A 15,869-nucleotide genomic window follows, 5' to 3' on the forward strand; every position below is an offset into this window, starting at 1 on the left:
TCTTATTACGTGAGAGAGTAGATTTTTCAGAATTTTGCATTTTTTTTTATAGTTTAAAAAACTCACATTTTTTAAACTATAAATAATTTGACACAAATTTGACACAGCATTTTCTTAAAAACCTTGTTAACCCTTTATTGAAAAGGGTTAACGTTGTTTTTGCAGAGAGGAAGGGATTCGAACCCTCGATACAGTTACCCATATACTAGCTTTCCAGGCTAGCTCCTTCAACCACTCGGACACCTCTCTAAATTGGTCTGCAAAGAACACAAAAAAAATTGAGTTACAAAAGTAAAATCTAATAATACTTAAATGCTTTTTCTAAATTCTTCCATAAACAGCTTTACTGCTTTCTTTTGATACCCGCCCATCGTCAGCATAAATGAATCTCTTCGGGTTGCCACTCCTGTAATCTGGATTGCTCTGAGATCATCCCAGCCTTTTAAGGCTTTTTCGGCTACGATTGTTGCCCAATCGCTGTCCTGTACCATTTGCAATAAAGCATGAATCGAGTTTAATTCAATCGAAATTTTAGGTTTCATCTTGTTTTTAGCAAATAACTCTTCTACAAATTCTCTCGAATTGGAGCCTTTTCCCGGAAGAACCAGCGGTATTTCTTCTATTTTCTTGAAAGCAATTTTATCTAAAGCAGCCAAAGAATGGGATTTTGAAACTGCCATAACCATATGTGAAGTAAACAAAGGTACTTTTTGAATTGGAAGTCCTATCTCATGTGATGAAATAACCAAAACCAAATCCAGTTCGTTGTGAATTAATTTCTGTTCTAATGCTTCTGTTGTTCCATATTCTACCACTATTTTCAGTTTTTGATATGTTTTTGCAAATGCATTTATCACAGGCAGAATCAGTAAACCGAAAATATAAGTCACACCTATTCGCAATTCACCCCCAATCATTTCATTCAAGTCATCAATTGCCTGTTTTCCGTTTTGCACATTTTCGATCACTTTTTTGGCGTGTATTAAAAAAACAGCGCCTGCTTCTGTAAGCTGTACTTTTTTCCCAATCCTGATAAACAAAGGCATTCCGAGTTCTTCTTCCAGTTTCTTGATTTGCTGCGAAAGTCCGGATTGCGTTACAAAACACAATTCGGCAGCTTTTGTAAAGTGCAATACCTCAGCTGTTTTAATAAAATATTCTAATTGATAAATTTCCATATCGATAACTTTAAATACTTATTATCAGTAAAATTATTAATTTTTCTAATGAAATCATAATTCCGAACTTTGTAAAAAAATATCAGGCATCATGTTTAAGGCATTAAAATCAAAAAACTTCAAGCTATTCTTTTATGGACAATCTGTTTCTGTAATTGGAACATGGCTTCAAAAAACAGCTGTAAGCTGGATGGTCTACAGCGTGACAGGTTCTGTTTTTTTATTAGGACTGGCTACATTTTTAAGCATGATTCCTTCTTTATTTCTGGCACCTTTGGCCGGTAGTATCATTGGCCGATACGACAGACATAAAGCCATGATTTTATTACAGTCTCTGGCTATGTTTCAGGCAGGAGCTTTGGCTTTATTGATATATTTAAAAATTTACAATATCAACTTTATTCTGGCATTAAGTCTTTTTCAGGGAATCATAAATTCTTTTGATATGACTTGCCGACAAACCATGATGATTGATATTGTCGACAATAAAGAAGATTTGCCAAATGCAGTCGCACTAAACTCGACTTTAAACAATTTCGCCCGAATTGCCGGTCCGGCTCTGGCAGGAATTATTCTGCATCAATATGGTGAAGACATTTGTTTTATTGGAAACTTCTTAAGCTATATCCCGGTTTTAATTTCGTTATTGATGATGAAAATCACTCCGCATATTAAAGCTACAGATAAGCTTAAAATGTATGATGACTTTATTGAAGGACTGGATTATGTGAGAAAAGAAACTGAAATGGCAAAAATGCTTCTGATGCTCATGTGCAGTAGTTTATTTGTTATTTCTTTCAATACTTTAATGCCTGTTTTTGCCAAAGATATTTTTAGCGGAAATGCCCAGACTTTCAGTTGGTTCGAAAGCGCGGCCGGAATTGGTTCTATTTTATCTGCCATTTATCTGGCTAATCTTAAAAAAGCAGATAATATGAGTAAAATAATGATCGCTGCCAGCTTATTATTAGGTTTTAGTATTATTATACTTGCTTACTCAAATAGCTTAACTGTAGCGCTAATTTGTATGGCTTTGAGCGGTGTAGGCATGATGGCCCAAACCTCATCTATAAATATTTACATTCAGACACAAAGTACTGTGAATATGAGATCCAGAAGTATTAGTTATTATTTAATGGCCTATCAGGGAATGATTCCTGTGGGAAGTTTAATTATTGGTTATGTTTCTCATATTATCGGAACAAGAAATACAGTAGCCATTCAGGGAATTATTTGTATTGTTTCTGTTATTGTATATGTGTATTACAAAAAATATAAATCTTCAGAAGAGCTGGAAACTTGTCCTGTTCCTTACGAAAATTCTAAATTTTAATAAATTCCAATTGTACACATACTTGTCATTTTTCGTTCCCCGAAATGACAAATCAACTTATTTAAATAAATTTATAACCATTTATAGGGTAAAATTTAAAGAGAAATCTCTCCGCGTAAAGCCGTTTCAAAAACATCTTTAAATTCATTTTGAGGTATATCATGTCCAAGCAAATACATCAGTTTTGTAATTGCTGCCTCTGTAGTAATATCTTTTCCTGAAATAACACCAAGCGATTTTAAAGCTGTACTGGTTTCATATTGTCCCATATTAACGCTTCCGCCTGAACATTGCGTTACATTTACAATGTGCATTCCGGATTTGATTGCTTTTTCAATTAAGTTTAAAAACCAATCTTCGGTTGGAGCATTTCCTGAACCGTAAGTTTCTAAAACGATCCCCCGTAAACCTGGAGTTGCCAAAATCGAAGCCAAAACAACTTCACTCATTCCCGGAAACATTTTTATAATCGCTACATGATTGTCTAAGTTTTTGTGAACGATTAAATCTGCATTTTTGTTTATTGGAAGAAATAAATGAGTATTTAACTTTAAATGCACGCCAGACTCTACCAATTCTGGATAATTTGGTGCTGTAAAAGCTCTAAAGTGTTCGGCATTTACTTTTGAAGTTCTGTTTCCGCGGTATAATTTATATTCAAAATACAAGCAAACTTCGGTAATTACAGGTTTTCCGTTTTCCTGCAATGAAGCGATTTGAATTGCTGTAATCAGGTTTTCTTTAGCATCGGTACGCAGATCTCCAATTGGCAATTGCGAACCCGTAAACACAACCGGTTTAGCTAAATTCTCGAGCATAAAACTCAATGCTGAAGCCGAATATGACATGGTATCTGAACCATGAAGTACTACAAATCCGTCATAAGAAGCATAATTTTCTTCGATGATTTCTGCAATTTTCGTCCACTCTGCCGGATTCATGTTCGATGAATCTATTGGATTTTCAAAAGAAACCGTTTCAATCTCACAATCTAATTGTTTGATTTCGGGGATTTTTTGCAACAATTTTCCAAAGTTGAACGCTTTGAGCGCTCCGGTTTCAAAGTCTTTGCTCATACCGATGGTTCCTCCGGTATAAATCAAAAGTATTTTTGCTTTAGATGACATCTTGGTATTTTAATTTATTGACAACCGGATTGGCATACATTGCCAAAAATCCTTGTCTTGTAACAGGATTATCACTTCCGATACGCATTTCTAAACGACGCTCAAAAAGTGATTTTTCATTTTCTTTATACAAATCAGAGAATCTGTTTGTTTCGTTTAAAATATCGTAAGCGATAAAATTTGTTGGCCATAATTGATAATTCGTCAAGATAGAATCGTCAATAACTTGTGCCAAAGCCTGAACCTGTTTGTTTACATTATCATTCTCTGCTACAATCTGATCAATTTCTTTATCCAAAACATCGCCAACAGAAATATGTATTCTTTTTTTGGTTCCCATGATACCACTTATAATGGTCATGAAATCTTCATTTTTATCTTTAACGTAAACTTCATTATTGGCTTCTGCCATTAATTGGGGCATTTTTAAAACATCTGTAGGATCATATTCATAAGAAATCGAAACCGGAACGATTTTTAATTTCTTAAAATAATCCATTAGATTTTCTTCATCAGAACCCATTCCTATCATTTTCAAAACTCCCGGATTGGTTTCGTCATTTCCGTCTTTGGTTCTGCCTTCTCTTTGTGCAATCCAAACCGAACGATTTTCGCGAAGCAGTAATTGCCCTATGTATTCTGAAAGCAATTTGGAACTTTGCAGCATTTCACGAGGCGTTAACCCTCTTAAAACCAAAAAGTTTCTATTTAGTTTTGCCAAAGTTGCCAAAAAAGCTTTTTTAACCAGATTATCTCCAATTGCTGATGCTGTCATAACCAAACCATGTTCGAATAAACAAACATTCAGCAAAGTAGTATCTAATAAAATATCTCTGTGATTAGAGATAAATAAATAAGAAGTATTTTTTTCGAGTTTCTCAAAACCTGAAGTAGTAAGTCCTTCAGAACTTTTCTCCAGAACCTTTTGTATGGTGTTATAAATAAAATTGCATTGAAAATCACGAATTGAGTGTGTTTTCTTAAGTTGCTCTTTCCAAACCTCATCTTCTACTTCCGGAAAAGTAAAGTTCATCATCGTTTTCATCATCGGATGGTTGGCCACATCATGAAGTGCTTCATTTATTTCAGTATCATAAAATGGTCGAATGGCATCAAATTTCTGCATTATTTATATCGGATTTAAGAAGGCAAATGAACAAAAAAAAAATTACATTAAAGTAATGATTGGGTTAAATCCCAAAAACGTCTTTTGAATTTTGAGTTGTAATTGTGGCAATTTCTTCTTCAGAAACATTATATATATCTGCCAATTTGCTGATAACATTTACCAAATAACTGCTTTCGTTTCTTTTTCCTCTGTACGGAATTGGCGCTAAATAAGGCGAATCTGTCTCCAATACTATATGTTTTAAATCGATTTGATTTAGAAACTGATCAATTTTTCCGTTCTTGAAAGTTACAACACCACCAATTCCTAATTTCATTTTATATGAGATTGCCTGCTGAGCTTGTTCTAAAGTTCCGGAAAAGCAATGAAAAATCCCAAATAAATCTTCAGATTTTTCTTCTTCCAGAATTTCAAAGATTTCATCAAACGCTTCACGACAATGAATTACAATGGGCAACTTGTATTGTTTTGCCAGTTGAATTTGTCTCTTAAAAGCGATTTGCTGCTCTTTTAAATGTGTTTTGTCCCAATACAAATCAATCCCTATTTCACCAACAGCATAGAATTTTCGTTTTGACAATTCAGTTTCAACATGCGCTAATTCATCTAAGTAATTATCTTTCACATAAGTGGGATGCAAACCCATCATCAGGAATACATTATCCGGATAATTTTGTTCTAAATCGTACATAGACTGTGTTGCAGCAGCATCAATTGCAGGAATAAAAAAGCGTGTAATTCCGGCATCGATAGCTCTCTGAATCATTTCGTCGCGATCCTGATCAAACTCTTCAGAATACAAATGCGTGTGGGTATCGGTAATAATTGGTGTTGAATTCAATGGTATACTTTTAAAGTTGTCAAAATTACGACAATATTAAAAGAATAGCAATTGCTTGTTTGCTTATGGATTTTAAGGATTCAATTTCATAAAAGTACAGATTGATACAGATTTTCGCATTGTTACCCTTTTGAGGAAAGAAGACTCAAGCAATAACGAATAAACAAAGTAAATCACACTCGTAACCCGACAAAGGTTGGCGATTCTCTTTGTGGAATTTCTAGTGTGATTCCTCTTTCCTCAGAATGACATACAAAACGTTAAAACCTTACTTTCCAGTTTCAATAAAGACTAAAGCACGGTCTAAAACCTCATCTTTTCCTTCCTGAATTCCTTTTATGGTTGGTTTTACTTCTATATCTGGTACGATTCCAATTCTTTGTGTTTCTCTTCCGTCAGGATAATACACTCCTATTGCTGAATATATCGTATGAAATCCTTTAAAATCAAATTCAAATGCATTTCCATCTGCTCCTGCAGTTTGACTTCCTATTATTGTGGTATTATTAGCCGTTTGAAAACTCATGGCAGTCCATTCAGACTGACTTATCGAGTCTTCATTAAGCAATACAATTACTTTTCCTTTATAATTATCTTTATTTTCAAAACCACATTTTCTTTCTTCAGTCCAAACATATCTGCCAGGATAATTTGGGTATGGCATTGTATAAATGCAAAAACTCTTTTCCTGAGAATTTAAAAAATCTGAAATCTCTTTCCATGTGTTTTGTGGATAATTTCGCATATCAAAAACAATTGCTTTTGTCGATTTTAAGGCTTGAATCATATCCGGAATATGTTTCTCTTTTATTATCCCCATATCTACATAGCCTATATTATTATCCAGAAGTTTAAATCTCTCCTTCTTTTTTGTGGCTCCTTTTTTAAATTCATTTCTATGAGAATCATGGTAACTAAACCAAATCATTGACTTTGTTTCGTACTTCCCATTTTTTAGAAATTCTACTTCAACATTTTGAGAGTCATTTCTTAAAATTGGTGTAACTAATTTATCGAAATACGCAACTTCATTTGAAGCACAAATTAAATCCCGATTCTCTAAAGCTAACTCTTTTATCGTTTTGCCATTTATTTTAGTAATTACAGTTCCTATTTTTATATTATCAGCTTCAGCAAGACTATCACCCAAAATATTGGTAACAACCAATTTTTCATCAATTATTTTACCTGTTGCCGGAAAATAGTATTTTAGACTTTTCAAAGATTTGTATAAAAAAAACTCAACATGACTGTCATTGAGATTAGTAACCATTTTTCTCATTGCAATATAAAAATCACTTTCATTTTTAGCATCACTAACAAGTGGTAACGTTTGTTCTAAACTCAGATCCCATTTTTGATCCATTATATATTTATATGGAAAATAATATTCAATCACATTCCAATAGACAAACAGCATTAAAATTCTGGAACCTTTACTATTATAATCAAGATCAAAATAGTTTTTAAGACTTTTAAAACTATCAAAATCAGGCCCAAATTCTACATTACTTTGAAATCTATTTTCTTCAATAAATTTGAGCTTCTTCGAAAGTCTCCTGGAAAACACCTTATTGTTAAACCAGCTTAAATCGAAGTTTTTATCAAAGAACTTAACATCTTTGGGTGTAGGAATTGGTGCAATTTCTTTTATCGGACCAAGTTCGTCAATCCAGTTTTCGAGAATCAATGAAAATTCTTCTTTGGTTTGTGCCTTTTCTATTTTAGGAAGTTTTTCTAAAAGCTGGTTGTCCCAATTTACTTCTCCATTGGCTACTTTTGGGTGATAGTATTTTAAGAATCCCCATACTTTGCAGGTTGCAGCAAGTTTTTCGGTTTCAGTAATTTTGGAAGCGCTAAAAATAATCTGTGAAAATACAAGAAGAAAAAATAAAGCAATTTTTTTCATTCGCCTGAAGTGGTTAGGTTTTAGATAGTTTTTGGATAGGTTCTTTTCAAAAGAAAATCGAATTTAGAATTAAAAATCCAAAAACAGTTACGTTTTTACGTAAAAAAATTCGCAAAGTATCTTATCTCTTTGCGAATCTCTATATAAAATCTTGATGTGTTTATGAAATCACTAATCTAACTGATCTAAAAGGTCCTGAACCTGATCATATCCTTCATAATCTTCAGAAATCGTCTGCAGGATTTCTTTACATCCATCATAATCTTTTTGTTTCAACTTAGATAATGCTAAATACCAGACTGCTTTTTCTTTGTAGGCTGAAGTTCCTGATTTCAGTTCGTTAAAAACAGTTTCCGCTTTTTTATAATGACTTTCTTCTAATAAGGAAACACCATAAAAAAATTGAATTTCTGCTGTCTTTTGCTTTTGCAGTACTGTTTCAAAAAACGGAATTGCCTCATTATATCTTTTGTTGTTATATGCAGTTTCAGCTCCTTTTAATGCCTCATCAACAGTACCTCTTTCGGTAAAAGAAGCATGTTCCGGATCATTATAATCTGCAAAAACCGGATTTAGATTATAATTAAAAAAGAACAATCCAAAAAGAACCACAACCGAAGCCGCAGCAGCAAAATACCATGGTTTTAATCCAATTACTTTTGGTTTCTTATTAAAATGCTGGTTAGATATGTTGGTTAGATTTTCTTTGAATGCAGCTCTTTCCTGTTCCAGTCCAAACTTATGTTCTACCTGAGATTGTACATTTTTGAACGTCTCAAATTCCGAGGCAAATTCCGGATTTTCAGACAGCTGTTTTTCAAAATCATTTTTGGCATCAATCGTTAATTCGTCCTGAAGATATTGATCAAATAATATGTAGCGTTCTTCACTCATGACTAATTATTTTTTAGAGATTTAAAGTTTTTTGCTTCCTGAATCCACTGTGTTAACTGACCTACACATAACGATTTCTTTTTACGCACATATCCGTAAGTAACGTTTAGTTTTTCGGCAACCTCTTCCATCGATTTAATTTCAAAACTCAGCTTCAGGAGTTCTTTGCATTTGTCTCCTAATTTCTGAAACATCGTATCAAATAGTTGTTGCTTTTCATCAAATTCTTCGGTTTGTCCAATTAACTGTAGAGCAGATTCATTCATAGATACTGCATCTTCTATAATTGTTACCCCTTTGTTGGATGTTTTTTTCAGCTCGTTAAGCCATTTTCTTTTACACAATAAGAAAAAGTAGGCATCAAACGGACAAGTTAACTGCAACGTATTGGCTCTCGCCTGATTAAAAAGCAAAATCAAAACTTCCTGAACCACATCCTGCGCCTGATCCCTGTCGCCGGAATTGTTCATAATAAACAGTACGACTTTTGGAACAAACTTTTTATATATAGACTGAATAATTGCCGAGTCGTTTGAGGCAAGTCCGTCAATATATATTTGGTCAGGATGTAATTTGGTTTTATCCATAAATAAACTTTTGATTAGCTAAAGTTAAAAAAGAATCTCAAATAAATTTCAAATAAAGGGGTAACAATTCATTCTACAGGTTGATATAAAGGAAACAAAAGTCTTTTAAACATTTAAAATTAAGAGAAAATGGATACTTATCAATTTACAAACGAAAAGACATTAAATCAATTTCACGAAATGATTTCTGCCAAAAAAAGAAATGGTTTTGTAATTGTAGAGCAAAATGAAAAATTGCCATATGTTGTTTTATCCAAAGAGAAAAAAGCAATCAAACACACTTTACACCTCTTTCTTACCTGCCTCACATTAGGTCTTTGGTCTGTTGTCTGGATCTATTTAATTATTACGCTTTCGCAGAAAAAAAGCATCCTTGTCGCTGTTGACGAAGATGGAAATCTGTTTGAAGACAAGTGTCTTTCGGCATAAAATAAAAAAACGAAAAAACAGAGGTAACAATTTTATGCTCCTGTTGATATACCATTATAAACACAGATTGAAATAAATTTTAAAAACAAGGGTAACAATATCAAACCCAAATTGATATTAAAATATAATTAAAAACCAAAATCTGAAAACCGCCTGAAAAAAATCAGGACAGATTTATAAAACCTGGAAATTATGAACACAAATTTTAAAAAAATCGGACTTCTATTTTTATTAGTTATCAGTTTTGTAAGTTGCGACAACAGCGACGGCGATAACAACAATCTTGTACTTCCTCCAACCGGAGCAGCTTTTAAAAGCATTAGCGAAAAAGGAGTATCGGCAAATACACAAAAATTCACCATCACTGCCGGAAATGGTACTAAAACCATAACATCTGCCAAAGGAGTAAAATTAACCATCAATGGCGATTGTTTGACCAAAAACGGAGTTCCTGTAACCGGACAAGTTGATATTGAATACATTGAACTTTTCGACAAAGGAACCATGTTAATTACCAACAAACCAACAATGGGAATCACAGCTGACGGAAAGAAAAACTTACTCATTTCAGGAGGAGAATTTTTTATCAAAGCCACACAGGGCGGTGTTGAACTTCAAACTTCCTGCTATATGAATCTAGTTGTTCCAACTGCTTTAACTAATGGTTTAGACAATGCTATGACTTTATGGAATGGGGTTATCGATGATAAAGGAGAATTAGCCTGGAAAGAGAATAAACCTGATGCTACAGGAAATGGCGGAAAAGGAGGCGTACAAGGAGAAGGAGCTAATTATTATGTAACTTTTGGAAACTTTGGATGGACAAATGTTGACCGTTTTTACAGCGATCCAAGACCTAAAACAACAATTTTGGCAAAAGCTCCAGACGGTTATGACAATAATAATAGTGCTATTTACTTATCTTATGATGGTGAAGGAACAAATGCTCTTGCGAAATTAGATACTTATACTCCTGCCGGATTGTTTAGTGAGCACTACGGACAAATTCCAATTGGACTAAAATGTCACGTTATTTTTGCTACAGAATCTAATGGTCAATGGCGTTATGCAATCAAAGCGGTAACTGTTGCTGCCAACGATGTTTATACCTTTACTCTTGCTGAAACAATAATAGGTACCGAAGCTCAGCTTGTAGCCGCAATCAATGCTATTCAGTAACTTATGAATACTTTTTTAAGAAAAAGTGGTGATTTGCTCATCACTTTTTTTTACATTTAATCCTGTTTTAAAATTGATCCTTAAGATTTTAGAACCCAAAACTATCTAGTTATGAAACCACAACTGTCTATTTTCTTTATTCTATTCTCTATTTTCTCAATGGGACAAACCAAAGTAAAAGACACCATAACCCGAAGAGCCAATATTGTTTTTATTCAAAACGGAAATACTGTTACTTACAAACCTGAAACACCTCTTTTAATACCAATTGCAGGAGCACCAAAACCCAGTTATTCGTATTTGTGGGAATTGGGCGATGGACATTACAGTAAAGAAGCTGAACCTAAACATGTCTATAAAAACAAAGGCACTTATACCACAAGACTTGCCGTAACCAACAATTACGACAACGGGAAACCTCCGGCAACACGACCTAAAAAAGTAGCTGTAAATGACATTATTGATACCAATTATAAAGATATTGCTTCGATTGCAGATCAAAACGGATTTGCCATTTTAAAAAACTGTGATCCTGTTCCGGATCAGGAAATGGTAGTTGTAGTAGGTTATCAAAATCTGGAAAATTATGTAACAAGCGGAAAGCTGTATTTATTCTATAATGAAAAACAATTTAAAAACAATAATTTCGAATTAGTCGATTACAGAACGTATGCTAACGAACGCGAAGTAAAAGAAAATACTATTGCTTCTGTTAACGATCTTGACGATTCTAATCGTTATCTGGCCAGTGCCGAAAACACTTTCAAACTTAAAAAATATAGAAATACCACTACCGAAGAAGATCTGGATGCTTCGTTATCAGATGCTCACAAAACTTATCACAATGTTTCGGTTCTGGAATTTGACGATGCCAATCCCGGCGAAACCCACAATGTTTTTTATACGTTTAAAACCACTCCGGAAATGATTAAAGATACCAGTGCAACAGTTACCATGCGCGGCATTTTTGTTCCTAACCGAAGTTATAAAAACCATAAAATAAAAAACCTCGAGATGGAAATTGTAACCTCTCATGATCCCAATAAAATGGGTTCTAACGGAAGTTTTATGAATTACAGACTAGTGCGTTTTAAAAGAGTCAATTTCAAAACCCGTTTCCAAAACAACGGCGAAGGTCCGGCCAGAATGATCAGACTTGAAACAGATATTCCGGATATGTTTGACAAAAAAACATTTCAGGTCGAAGATATGTATCCAAAATGTCCTATTTGTCCAAAAGGCGAAGAACCAACCGTAAGTTGCCTGGATACTATTATTAAAAAAAATCAAATTTTCTTTACCTTCAAAAACATCTATTTACCCGGAAGTGAGCAAAAAAATGTAAAGGAAAAAGACAGTACAAAAGGATTTGTAAAATACTCCATGAAATTTGCAGAAGACTTTCATAAAGTAAAAACCAAAAGCCGAACCGCCATTATCTTCGACAAAAATGAACCTATAATTACGAATTATGCCACTACCCGATTTTTACCCGGAATCTCGATTGGGGCAAAAGCAGGTTATAATGTATATCCTGATCTCGAAAAGTCAACAAGTTATTTTGTGGGAGCGACCATTTCACCTTTTAAATCTTATCGTTTTTACTGGCAGGCAGAATGGTTAAATGCCATAAATAAATATGAAAGTGGTGCAACGGTAATCGATCAGACTGTTTTAGGCGCAAATGGTGTAAAACAATTTCAGCGAACCACAACCACCACAGAAAACAAAAATGTAAACTGGGAAGTTCCGGTTCTTATTCGGTATAATATTAACAATTATATTGGAGTTGGTGCTGGTGTACAAGCGAATTTTGATGTTTCATCAGAACAAAACCAAACCAGAAAAATTGAAACTTTTGAAGGTGGAACGGATCAGTTTTTAATCGACACCAAAACAGAATCAAGTTCAGTCAAAAACTCATTTGCCAATTTAAAAACAGGACTTTTATTTGATCTTACATTAGGTTTCGCAAGAATAGGTCCGAGTTTGGGCGCACGATATGTCATGAACTTTGAGCAAAATTTCAATTACTTTCAGTTTTATGGAATCTGGAAGTTTTAATGTTATTGCACAGAGATGCACGAAGATTCGCAGAGAATTTGCCACGAATTATTATAAAAATTTAAAAATCAAATTCGTGAATTCTTGGCGAAAAAACTTTAAAGCTATGCGCAGCAAATTAATATGAACTTATATAACTTATATGGTTTGATTTTTCTTTTTTTTAGTCTGAATCTGTCAGCACAGCATCAGGAAGATAAAATATACCATACAATTGATGTTTTTGTTGCACATCCTTCGGTGAAAGCCATAGAAAACTTAAAGAATACAGAAGCTGATTTCTGGAAAAATCCAGGACCAAAAACCAAAGACGAATTACTGGCGATTGTAGTTTTAAATTGCAATAAAGCGTATTATGAAAACCAATTCGGGCAAACCGAAAAAGCAATTTCAAGTTATGAAAAAGCATGGCAAATTTATCAGAAATACAAACTGAACAGCTATGACATCATCGAATATTGTCTGAAACCTTTAGGAAATTTATATACGATTTTAGGCGATTATGACAGTGCAGAAAATACGATAAAACAATATTTTTTTATTGTAAATACTTCTAAAAATTATCCTGATGCACAAAGACAAAAATTTGCTGCGATTTTAAATTTATCGAATGTTTATCAAAGTTCCGGAAAAACGGCTCTCGCTATTGAATTATTAGAAAGTACCTTAAAAACAGAACCATTATCAAACTCTCAGAAAGGAATTTTATGGAATAATCTGGGAAATAGTTATTGGCTAGGCTCAAAACAACTTGTGTTCATTAAAAACTCGCCAAACAATGCCGAAAAGGCTTTTGAATCCTCACTAAAATACCTCAAAAACGAAAAAGGACAATCAGAAACTTTATCCAATTCTTATCGTAATCTGGCTTCGATGAACAGACAATGGCAACGATTTGAGATTGCTGATTCTTATATGCAAAAGGCTGAAGAATTATTTTCAGAAACAACAAATCATCAACCCAGAAAACGGGCAAAATTATATTATGAAAAAGCTTTGTTACTTTTTGATGAACAAAAATATGATGAAAGCGCAAAACAGATTCAGCTTATTTTTAAAATCCTGATTCCGAATTACAGTTCAAAAAATATTCTTCCGAATCAAAATCAATTGTACGCCGAAACAATTTTGATGGATGTTCTGGATTTACAGGCAGAAATCTTCTCTATACAAAATCAATCTAAAAAAGCAATTGAAACTTTTGTACTTTCTTTTCATATCGAAGACTTACTGATGAATGTTCTGGTTTATGAAAACTCAAAAATCATTACACAAATCAGAGCCCGAAATCGTACTGAGAAATGTATTTCGATTTATGATGATTTATTTAAAAAGGAAAACAAAACTCAATATCTTGAAGAAGCTTTTCAATTATCTGAAAGAACGAAATCAGGAATTTTAAAAGGGTACCGATCGAATATTAAAAATGCTTCCGCAGAAGAAAAACAGCTTTTGCAGGAACTTCAAAATTTAAATAATGCCATTTTAAAAGAACAGCAAAAAGGAGATCGGGCTGATATTTCTAACATTAATTCGGCAATAAAAAAACAAAATGAACTGATGCTTTCCCTCAAGAAAATTCAAACCAAAAGTTCCAATTATATTCCTGAAAATTGTGATATAAAAGCACTTTTATCAAAACTGGAAAAAGATAAAGCAGGAATGGTTTACTATTTTATGGGTTCTGAGAATCTGTATTATTTCATTGTAGAAAATAAAAAAATTAATCTAAATCACATTAATATTACGGACACTGCAATTCCAAAAATTGTACAATTTATAGATTATTTCAATAATGTAAACAACATAACAAATGATATTTCCGGATATAATCATTGCGGAAAAAGAGCTTATAATATTCTGAAATTACCTCAAAAAACAATCTACAATAACCTTATCATTGTTCCGGATGGTATTTTGAATTTTCTTCCTTTTGAAGCTTTGATCACACAGGAATCATCAACAACTAATTTTGCTAAAATGCATTATTTACTAAATGATTTCAAGATTGCTTATAATAATTCGGCTAGTAATTATCTGAATTCAAAACCAATTTCAGAATCAGAAAAAACGGTTTTAGGTGTTTTTCCGGTTTTCGAAGGCACCTTTTTTGAATTGAGTTATTCGAAGAAAGAATTACAATCTATCAAAAGTAATTTTAAAGGGAAATATTTAGAAAATTCTGAAGCGAGTTTTTCTAACTTTAAAAATAACGCAAACCAATATTCCATTTTACATTTAAGTACACATGCTTCTTCGGGCGATATTGAGACACCGGCAAGTATTAAATTTTACGACCAGGAGGTTTTGTATTCTGAATTATACAACCTCAACATTAATCCTGATTTGGTTGTTTTAAGTGCCTGCGAAACCGGAATTGGAAAACTCTACAAAGCCGAAGGCGCGATGAGTATTGCAAGAGGTTTTCAGTTTGCCGGAGCACAGAATTTATTGTTTTCTTTATGGAAGGTAAATGATTTTACAACATCTGTTTTTATGGCTGATTTTTATAAAAACATTAAAAATGATGTTCCGTATTTTGAAGCTAATACGAATGCCAAGATTGCTTTTTTGAATGATAAATCAATTTCTAATGCGAAGAAATCTCCTTATTACTGGAGTTCTTTTGTGTATTACGGATCGATTTCATCTGAACAAGAATCAGGAAATTATATCTATTATGTGATTAGTTTATTGACTCTAATTGGCTTATTTTTGATATTCAATCACTATCGAAAATGGAAAATCTTCACGAGGTTCTCAAAAAAGAGAATTATAAAAAAATAAAATTCAAGGTTACCAAAACCCAGCATCTTTTAATAAAAGCGAAAATTAACGGTGTTTCCGGTAATTTCATTTTAGACACGGGCGCTTCAAACACCTGTATAGGTTTTGAAAGTATTGAGCGTTTTGAAATGGCAGCAAAAAAATCGAAGACAAAAGCATCAGGAGCTGGCGGAACGGGAATGAAAACCCAGATTTCATCTCAAAATAAACTACAATTAGGAAGCTGGAAAAACAAGGACTTCAGCATCGTTATTTTTGATCTCTCGCATGTTAACGAGGCTTTAGAATCGCACAAAGCAAAACCGGTTCACGGTATTATTGGCGCTGATGTTTTGTTAGAAGGAAAAGCAATTATTGATTATTTTAATCATTATGTATATCTGAAATAATTTTTCAGGTTTCAGGTTTCAGG

Annotated in this window: 13 protein-coding genes and 1 tRNA gene; 6 read left to right on the forward strand and 8 right to left on the reverse strand. The window is 33.2% G+C overall.

Annotation, left to right across the window (positions count from 1 at the left end; all coding sequences use genetic code 11):
• Nucleotides 1–162: 162 nt before the first annotated feature.
• Both A4F88_RS05085 and A4F88_RS05090 read right to left on the reverse strand, forming a co-directional pair.
• Nucleotides 163–249 (reverse strand) — tRNA-Ser (locus tag A4F88_RS05085).
• Nucleotides 250–308: 59 nt separating this feature from the next.
• The gene (locus A4F88_RS05090; RefSeq protein ID WP_068841485.1) at nucleotides 309–1,178 is read right to left on the reverse strand and encodes a LysR substrate-binding domain-containing protein; all 870 of its coding nucleotides are present in this window, start codon (nucleotides 1,176–1,178) and stop codon (nucleotides 309–311) included.
• Between the two features lie 91 nt (nucleotides 1,179–1,269).
• Between A4F88_RS05090 and A4F88_RS05095 the strand changes: the two genes are divergently transcribed.
• Nucleotides 1,270–2,511, forward strand: coding sequence for an MFS transporter (locus tag A4F88_RS05095; RefSeq protein WP_068841486.1), 1,242 nt, complete (start codon nucleotides 1,270–1,272; stop codon nucleotides 2,509–2,511).
• A gap of 95 nt (nucleotides 2,512–2,606) precedes the next feature.
• On the opposite strand, the gene A4F88_RS05100 is transcribed toward A4F88_RS05095, so the two are convergent.
• The 6 genes from A4F88_RS05100 to A4F88_RS05125 form a co-directional block, all read right to left on the reverse strand.
• Complete coding sequence (locus A4F88_RS05100; RefSeq protein ID WP_068841487.1) at nucleotides 2,607–3,638, reverse strand: asparaginase; 1,032 nt, start codon at nucleotides 3,636–3,638, stop codon at nucleotides 2,607–2,609.
• Nucleotides 3,628–4,764 carry a 1-acyl-sn-glycerol-3-phosphate acyltransferase gene (locus tag A4F88_RS05105; RefSeq protein ID WP_068841488.1) on the reverse strand — a complete coding sequence of 379 codons (1,137 nt, stop codon included), beginning with the start codon at nucleotides 4,762–4,764 and terminating at the stop codon, nucleotides 3,628–3,630. Before A4F88_RS05105 ends, A4F88_RS05100 begins: the two co-directional genes overlap by 11 nt.
• Before the next feature lie 64 nt (nucleotides 4,765–4,828).
• Complete coding sequence (locus A4F88_RS05110; protein WP_068841489.1) at nucleotides 4,829–5,608, reverse strand: TatD family hydrolase; 780 nt, start codon at nucleotides 5,606–5,608, stop codon at nucleotides 4,829–4,831.
• 268 nt (nucleotides 5,609–5,876) lie between these two features.
• A complete protein-coding gene (locus tag A4F88_RS05115) occupies nucleotides 5,877–7,517 on the reverse strand; it encodes a S41 family peptidase (protein ID WP_068841490.1) in 1,641 nt (546 codons plus the stop codon).
• A gap of 171 nt (nucleotides 7,518–7,688) precedes the next feature.
• Nucleotides 7,689–8,411: a tetratricopeptide repeat protein gene (locus tag A4F88_RS05120; RefSeq protein WP_068841491.1), complete on the reverse strand. Its 723-nt coding sequence runs from the start codon at nucleotides 8,409–8,411 to the stop codon at nucleotides 7,689–7,691.
• A 2-nt stretch (nucleotides 8,412–8,413) separates the two neighbouring features.
• The gene (locus tag A4F88_RS05125) at nucleotides 8,414–8,998 is read right to left on the reverse strand and encodes an RNA polymerase sigma factor (RefSeq protein WP_068841492.1); all 585 of its coding nucleotides are present in this window, start codon (nucleotides 8,996–8,998) and stop codon (nucleotides 8,414–8,416) included.
• A 129-nt stretch (nucleotides 8,999–9,127) separates the two neighbouring features.
• Between A4F88_RS05125 and A4F88_RS05130 the strand changes: the two genes are divergently transcribed.
• From A4F88_RS05130 to A4F88_RS05150, 5 genes are all read left to right on the forward strand, one after another.
• Nucleotides 9,128–9,427 (forward strand): hypothetical protein, encoded by a 300-nt coding sequence (locus A4F88_RS05130; RefSeq protein ID WP_068841493.1) that lies wholly within the window; start codon nucleotides 9,128–9,130, stop codon nucleotides 9,425–9,427.
• 192 nt (nucleotides 9,428–9,619) lie between these two features.
• On the forward strand, nucleotides 9,620–10,606 hold the full coding sequence (locus A4F88_RS05135; protein ID WP_068841494.1) for a hypothetical protein: 987 nt from the start codon (nucleotides 9,620–9,622) through the stop codon (nucleotides 10,604–10,606).
• Nucleotides 10,607–10,717: 111 nt separating this feature from the next.
• Nucleotides 10,718–12,670, forward strand: coding sequence for a PKD domain-containing protein (locus A4F88_RS05140; protein ID WP_068841495.1), 1,953 nt, complete (start codon nucleotides 10,718–10,720; stop codon nucleotides 12,668–12,670).
• A gap of 123 nt (nucleotides 12,671–12,793) precedes the next feature.
• On the forward strand, nucleotides 12,794–15,457 hold the full coding sequence (locus A4F88_RS05145; RefSeq protein WP_068841496.1) for a CHAT domain-containing protein: 2,664 nt from the start codon (nucleotides 12,794–12,796) through the stop codon (nucleotides 15,455–15,457).
• Nucleotides 15,409–15,846, forward strand: a complete 438-nt coding sequence (locus A4F88_RS05150; RefSeq protein ID WP_068841497.1) for a retropepsin-like aspartic protease — start codon at nucleotides 15,409–15,411, stop codon at nucleotides 15,844–15,846. The genes A4F88_RS05145 and A4F88_RS05150 overlap by 49 nt, the downstream gene beginning before the upstream one ends.
• The last annotated feature ends 23 nt before the right edge of the window (nucleotides 15,847–15,869 follow it).

It is taken from the genome of Flavobacterium chilense (genome assembly GCF_001602525.1).
In the GTDB taxonomy this organism is placed as follows: domain Bacteria; phylum Bacteroidota; class Bacteroidia; order Flavobacteriales; family Flavobacteriaceae; genus Flavobacterium; species Flavobacterium chilense.

Excerpts from the sequence above, each read along its gene's own strand:
- A4F88_RS05090 (WP_068841485.1), bottom strand. The coding sequence starts at position 1,178 with ATGGAAATTTATCAATTAGAATATTTTATTAAAACAGCTGAGGTATTG.
- A4F88_RS05150 (WP_068841497.1), top strand. The coding sequence starts at position 15,409 with ATGGAAAATCTTCACGAGGTTCTCAAAAAAGAGAATTATAAAAAAATA.
- A4F88_RS05145 (WP_068841496.1), top strand. The coding sequence starts at position 12,794 with ATGAACTTATATAACTTATATGGTTTGATTTTTCTTTTTTTTAGTCTG.
- A4F88_RS05100 (WP_068841487.1), bottom strand. The coding sequence starts at position 3,638 with ATGTCATCTAAAGCAAAAATACTTTTGATTTATACCGGAGGAACCATC.
- A4F88_RS05105 (WP_068841488.1), bottom strand. The coding sequence starts at position 4,764 with ATGCAGAAATTTGATGCCATTCGACCATTTTATGATACTGAAATAAAT.
- A4F88_RS05120 (WP_068841491.1), bottom strand. The coding sequence starts at position 8,411 with ATGAGTGAAGAACGCTACATATTATTTGATCAATATCTTCAGGACGAA.
- A4F88_RS05140 (WP_068841495.1), top strand. The coding sequence starts at position 10,718 with ATGAAACCACAACTGTCTATTTTCTTTATTCTATTCTCTATTTTCTCA.
- A4F88_RS05130 (WP_068841493.1), top strand. The coding sequence starts at position 9,128 with ATGGATACTTATCAATTTACAAACGAAAAGACATTAAATCAATTTCAC.
- A4F88_RS05095 (WP_068841486.1), top strand. The coding sequence starts at position 1,270 with ATGTTTAAGGCATTAAAATCAAAAAACTTCAAGCTATTCTTTTATGGA.
- A4F88_RS05115 (WP_068841490.1), bottom strand. The coding sequence starts at position 7,517 with ATGAAAAAAATTGCTTTATTTTTTCTTCTTGTATTTTCACAGATTATT.
- A4F88_RS05125 (WP_068841492.1), bottom strand. The coding sequence starts at position 8,998 with ATGGATAAAACCAAATTACATCCTGACCAAATATATATTGACGGACTT.
- A4F88_RS05135 (WP_068841494.1), top strand. The coding sequence starts at position 9,620 with ATGAACACAAATTTTAAAAAAATCGGACTTCTATTTTTATTAGTTATC.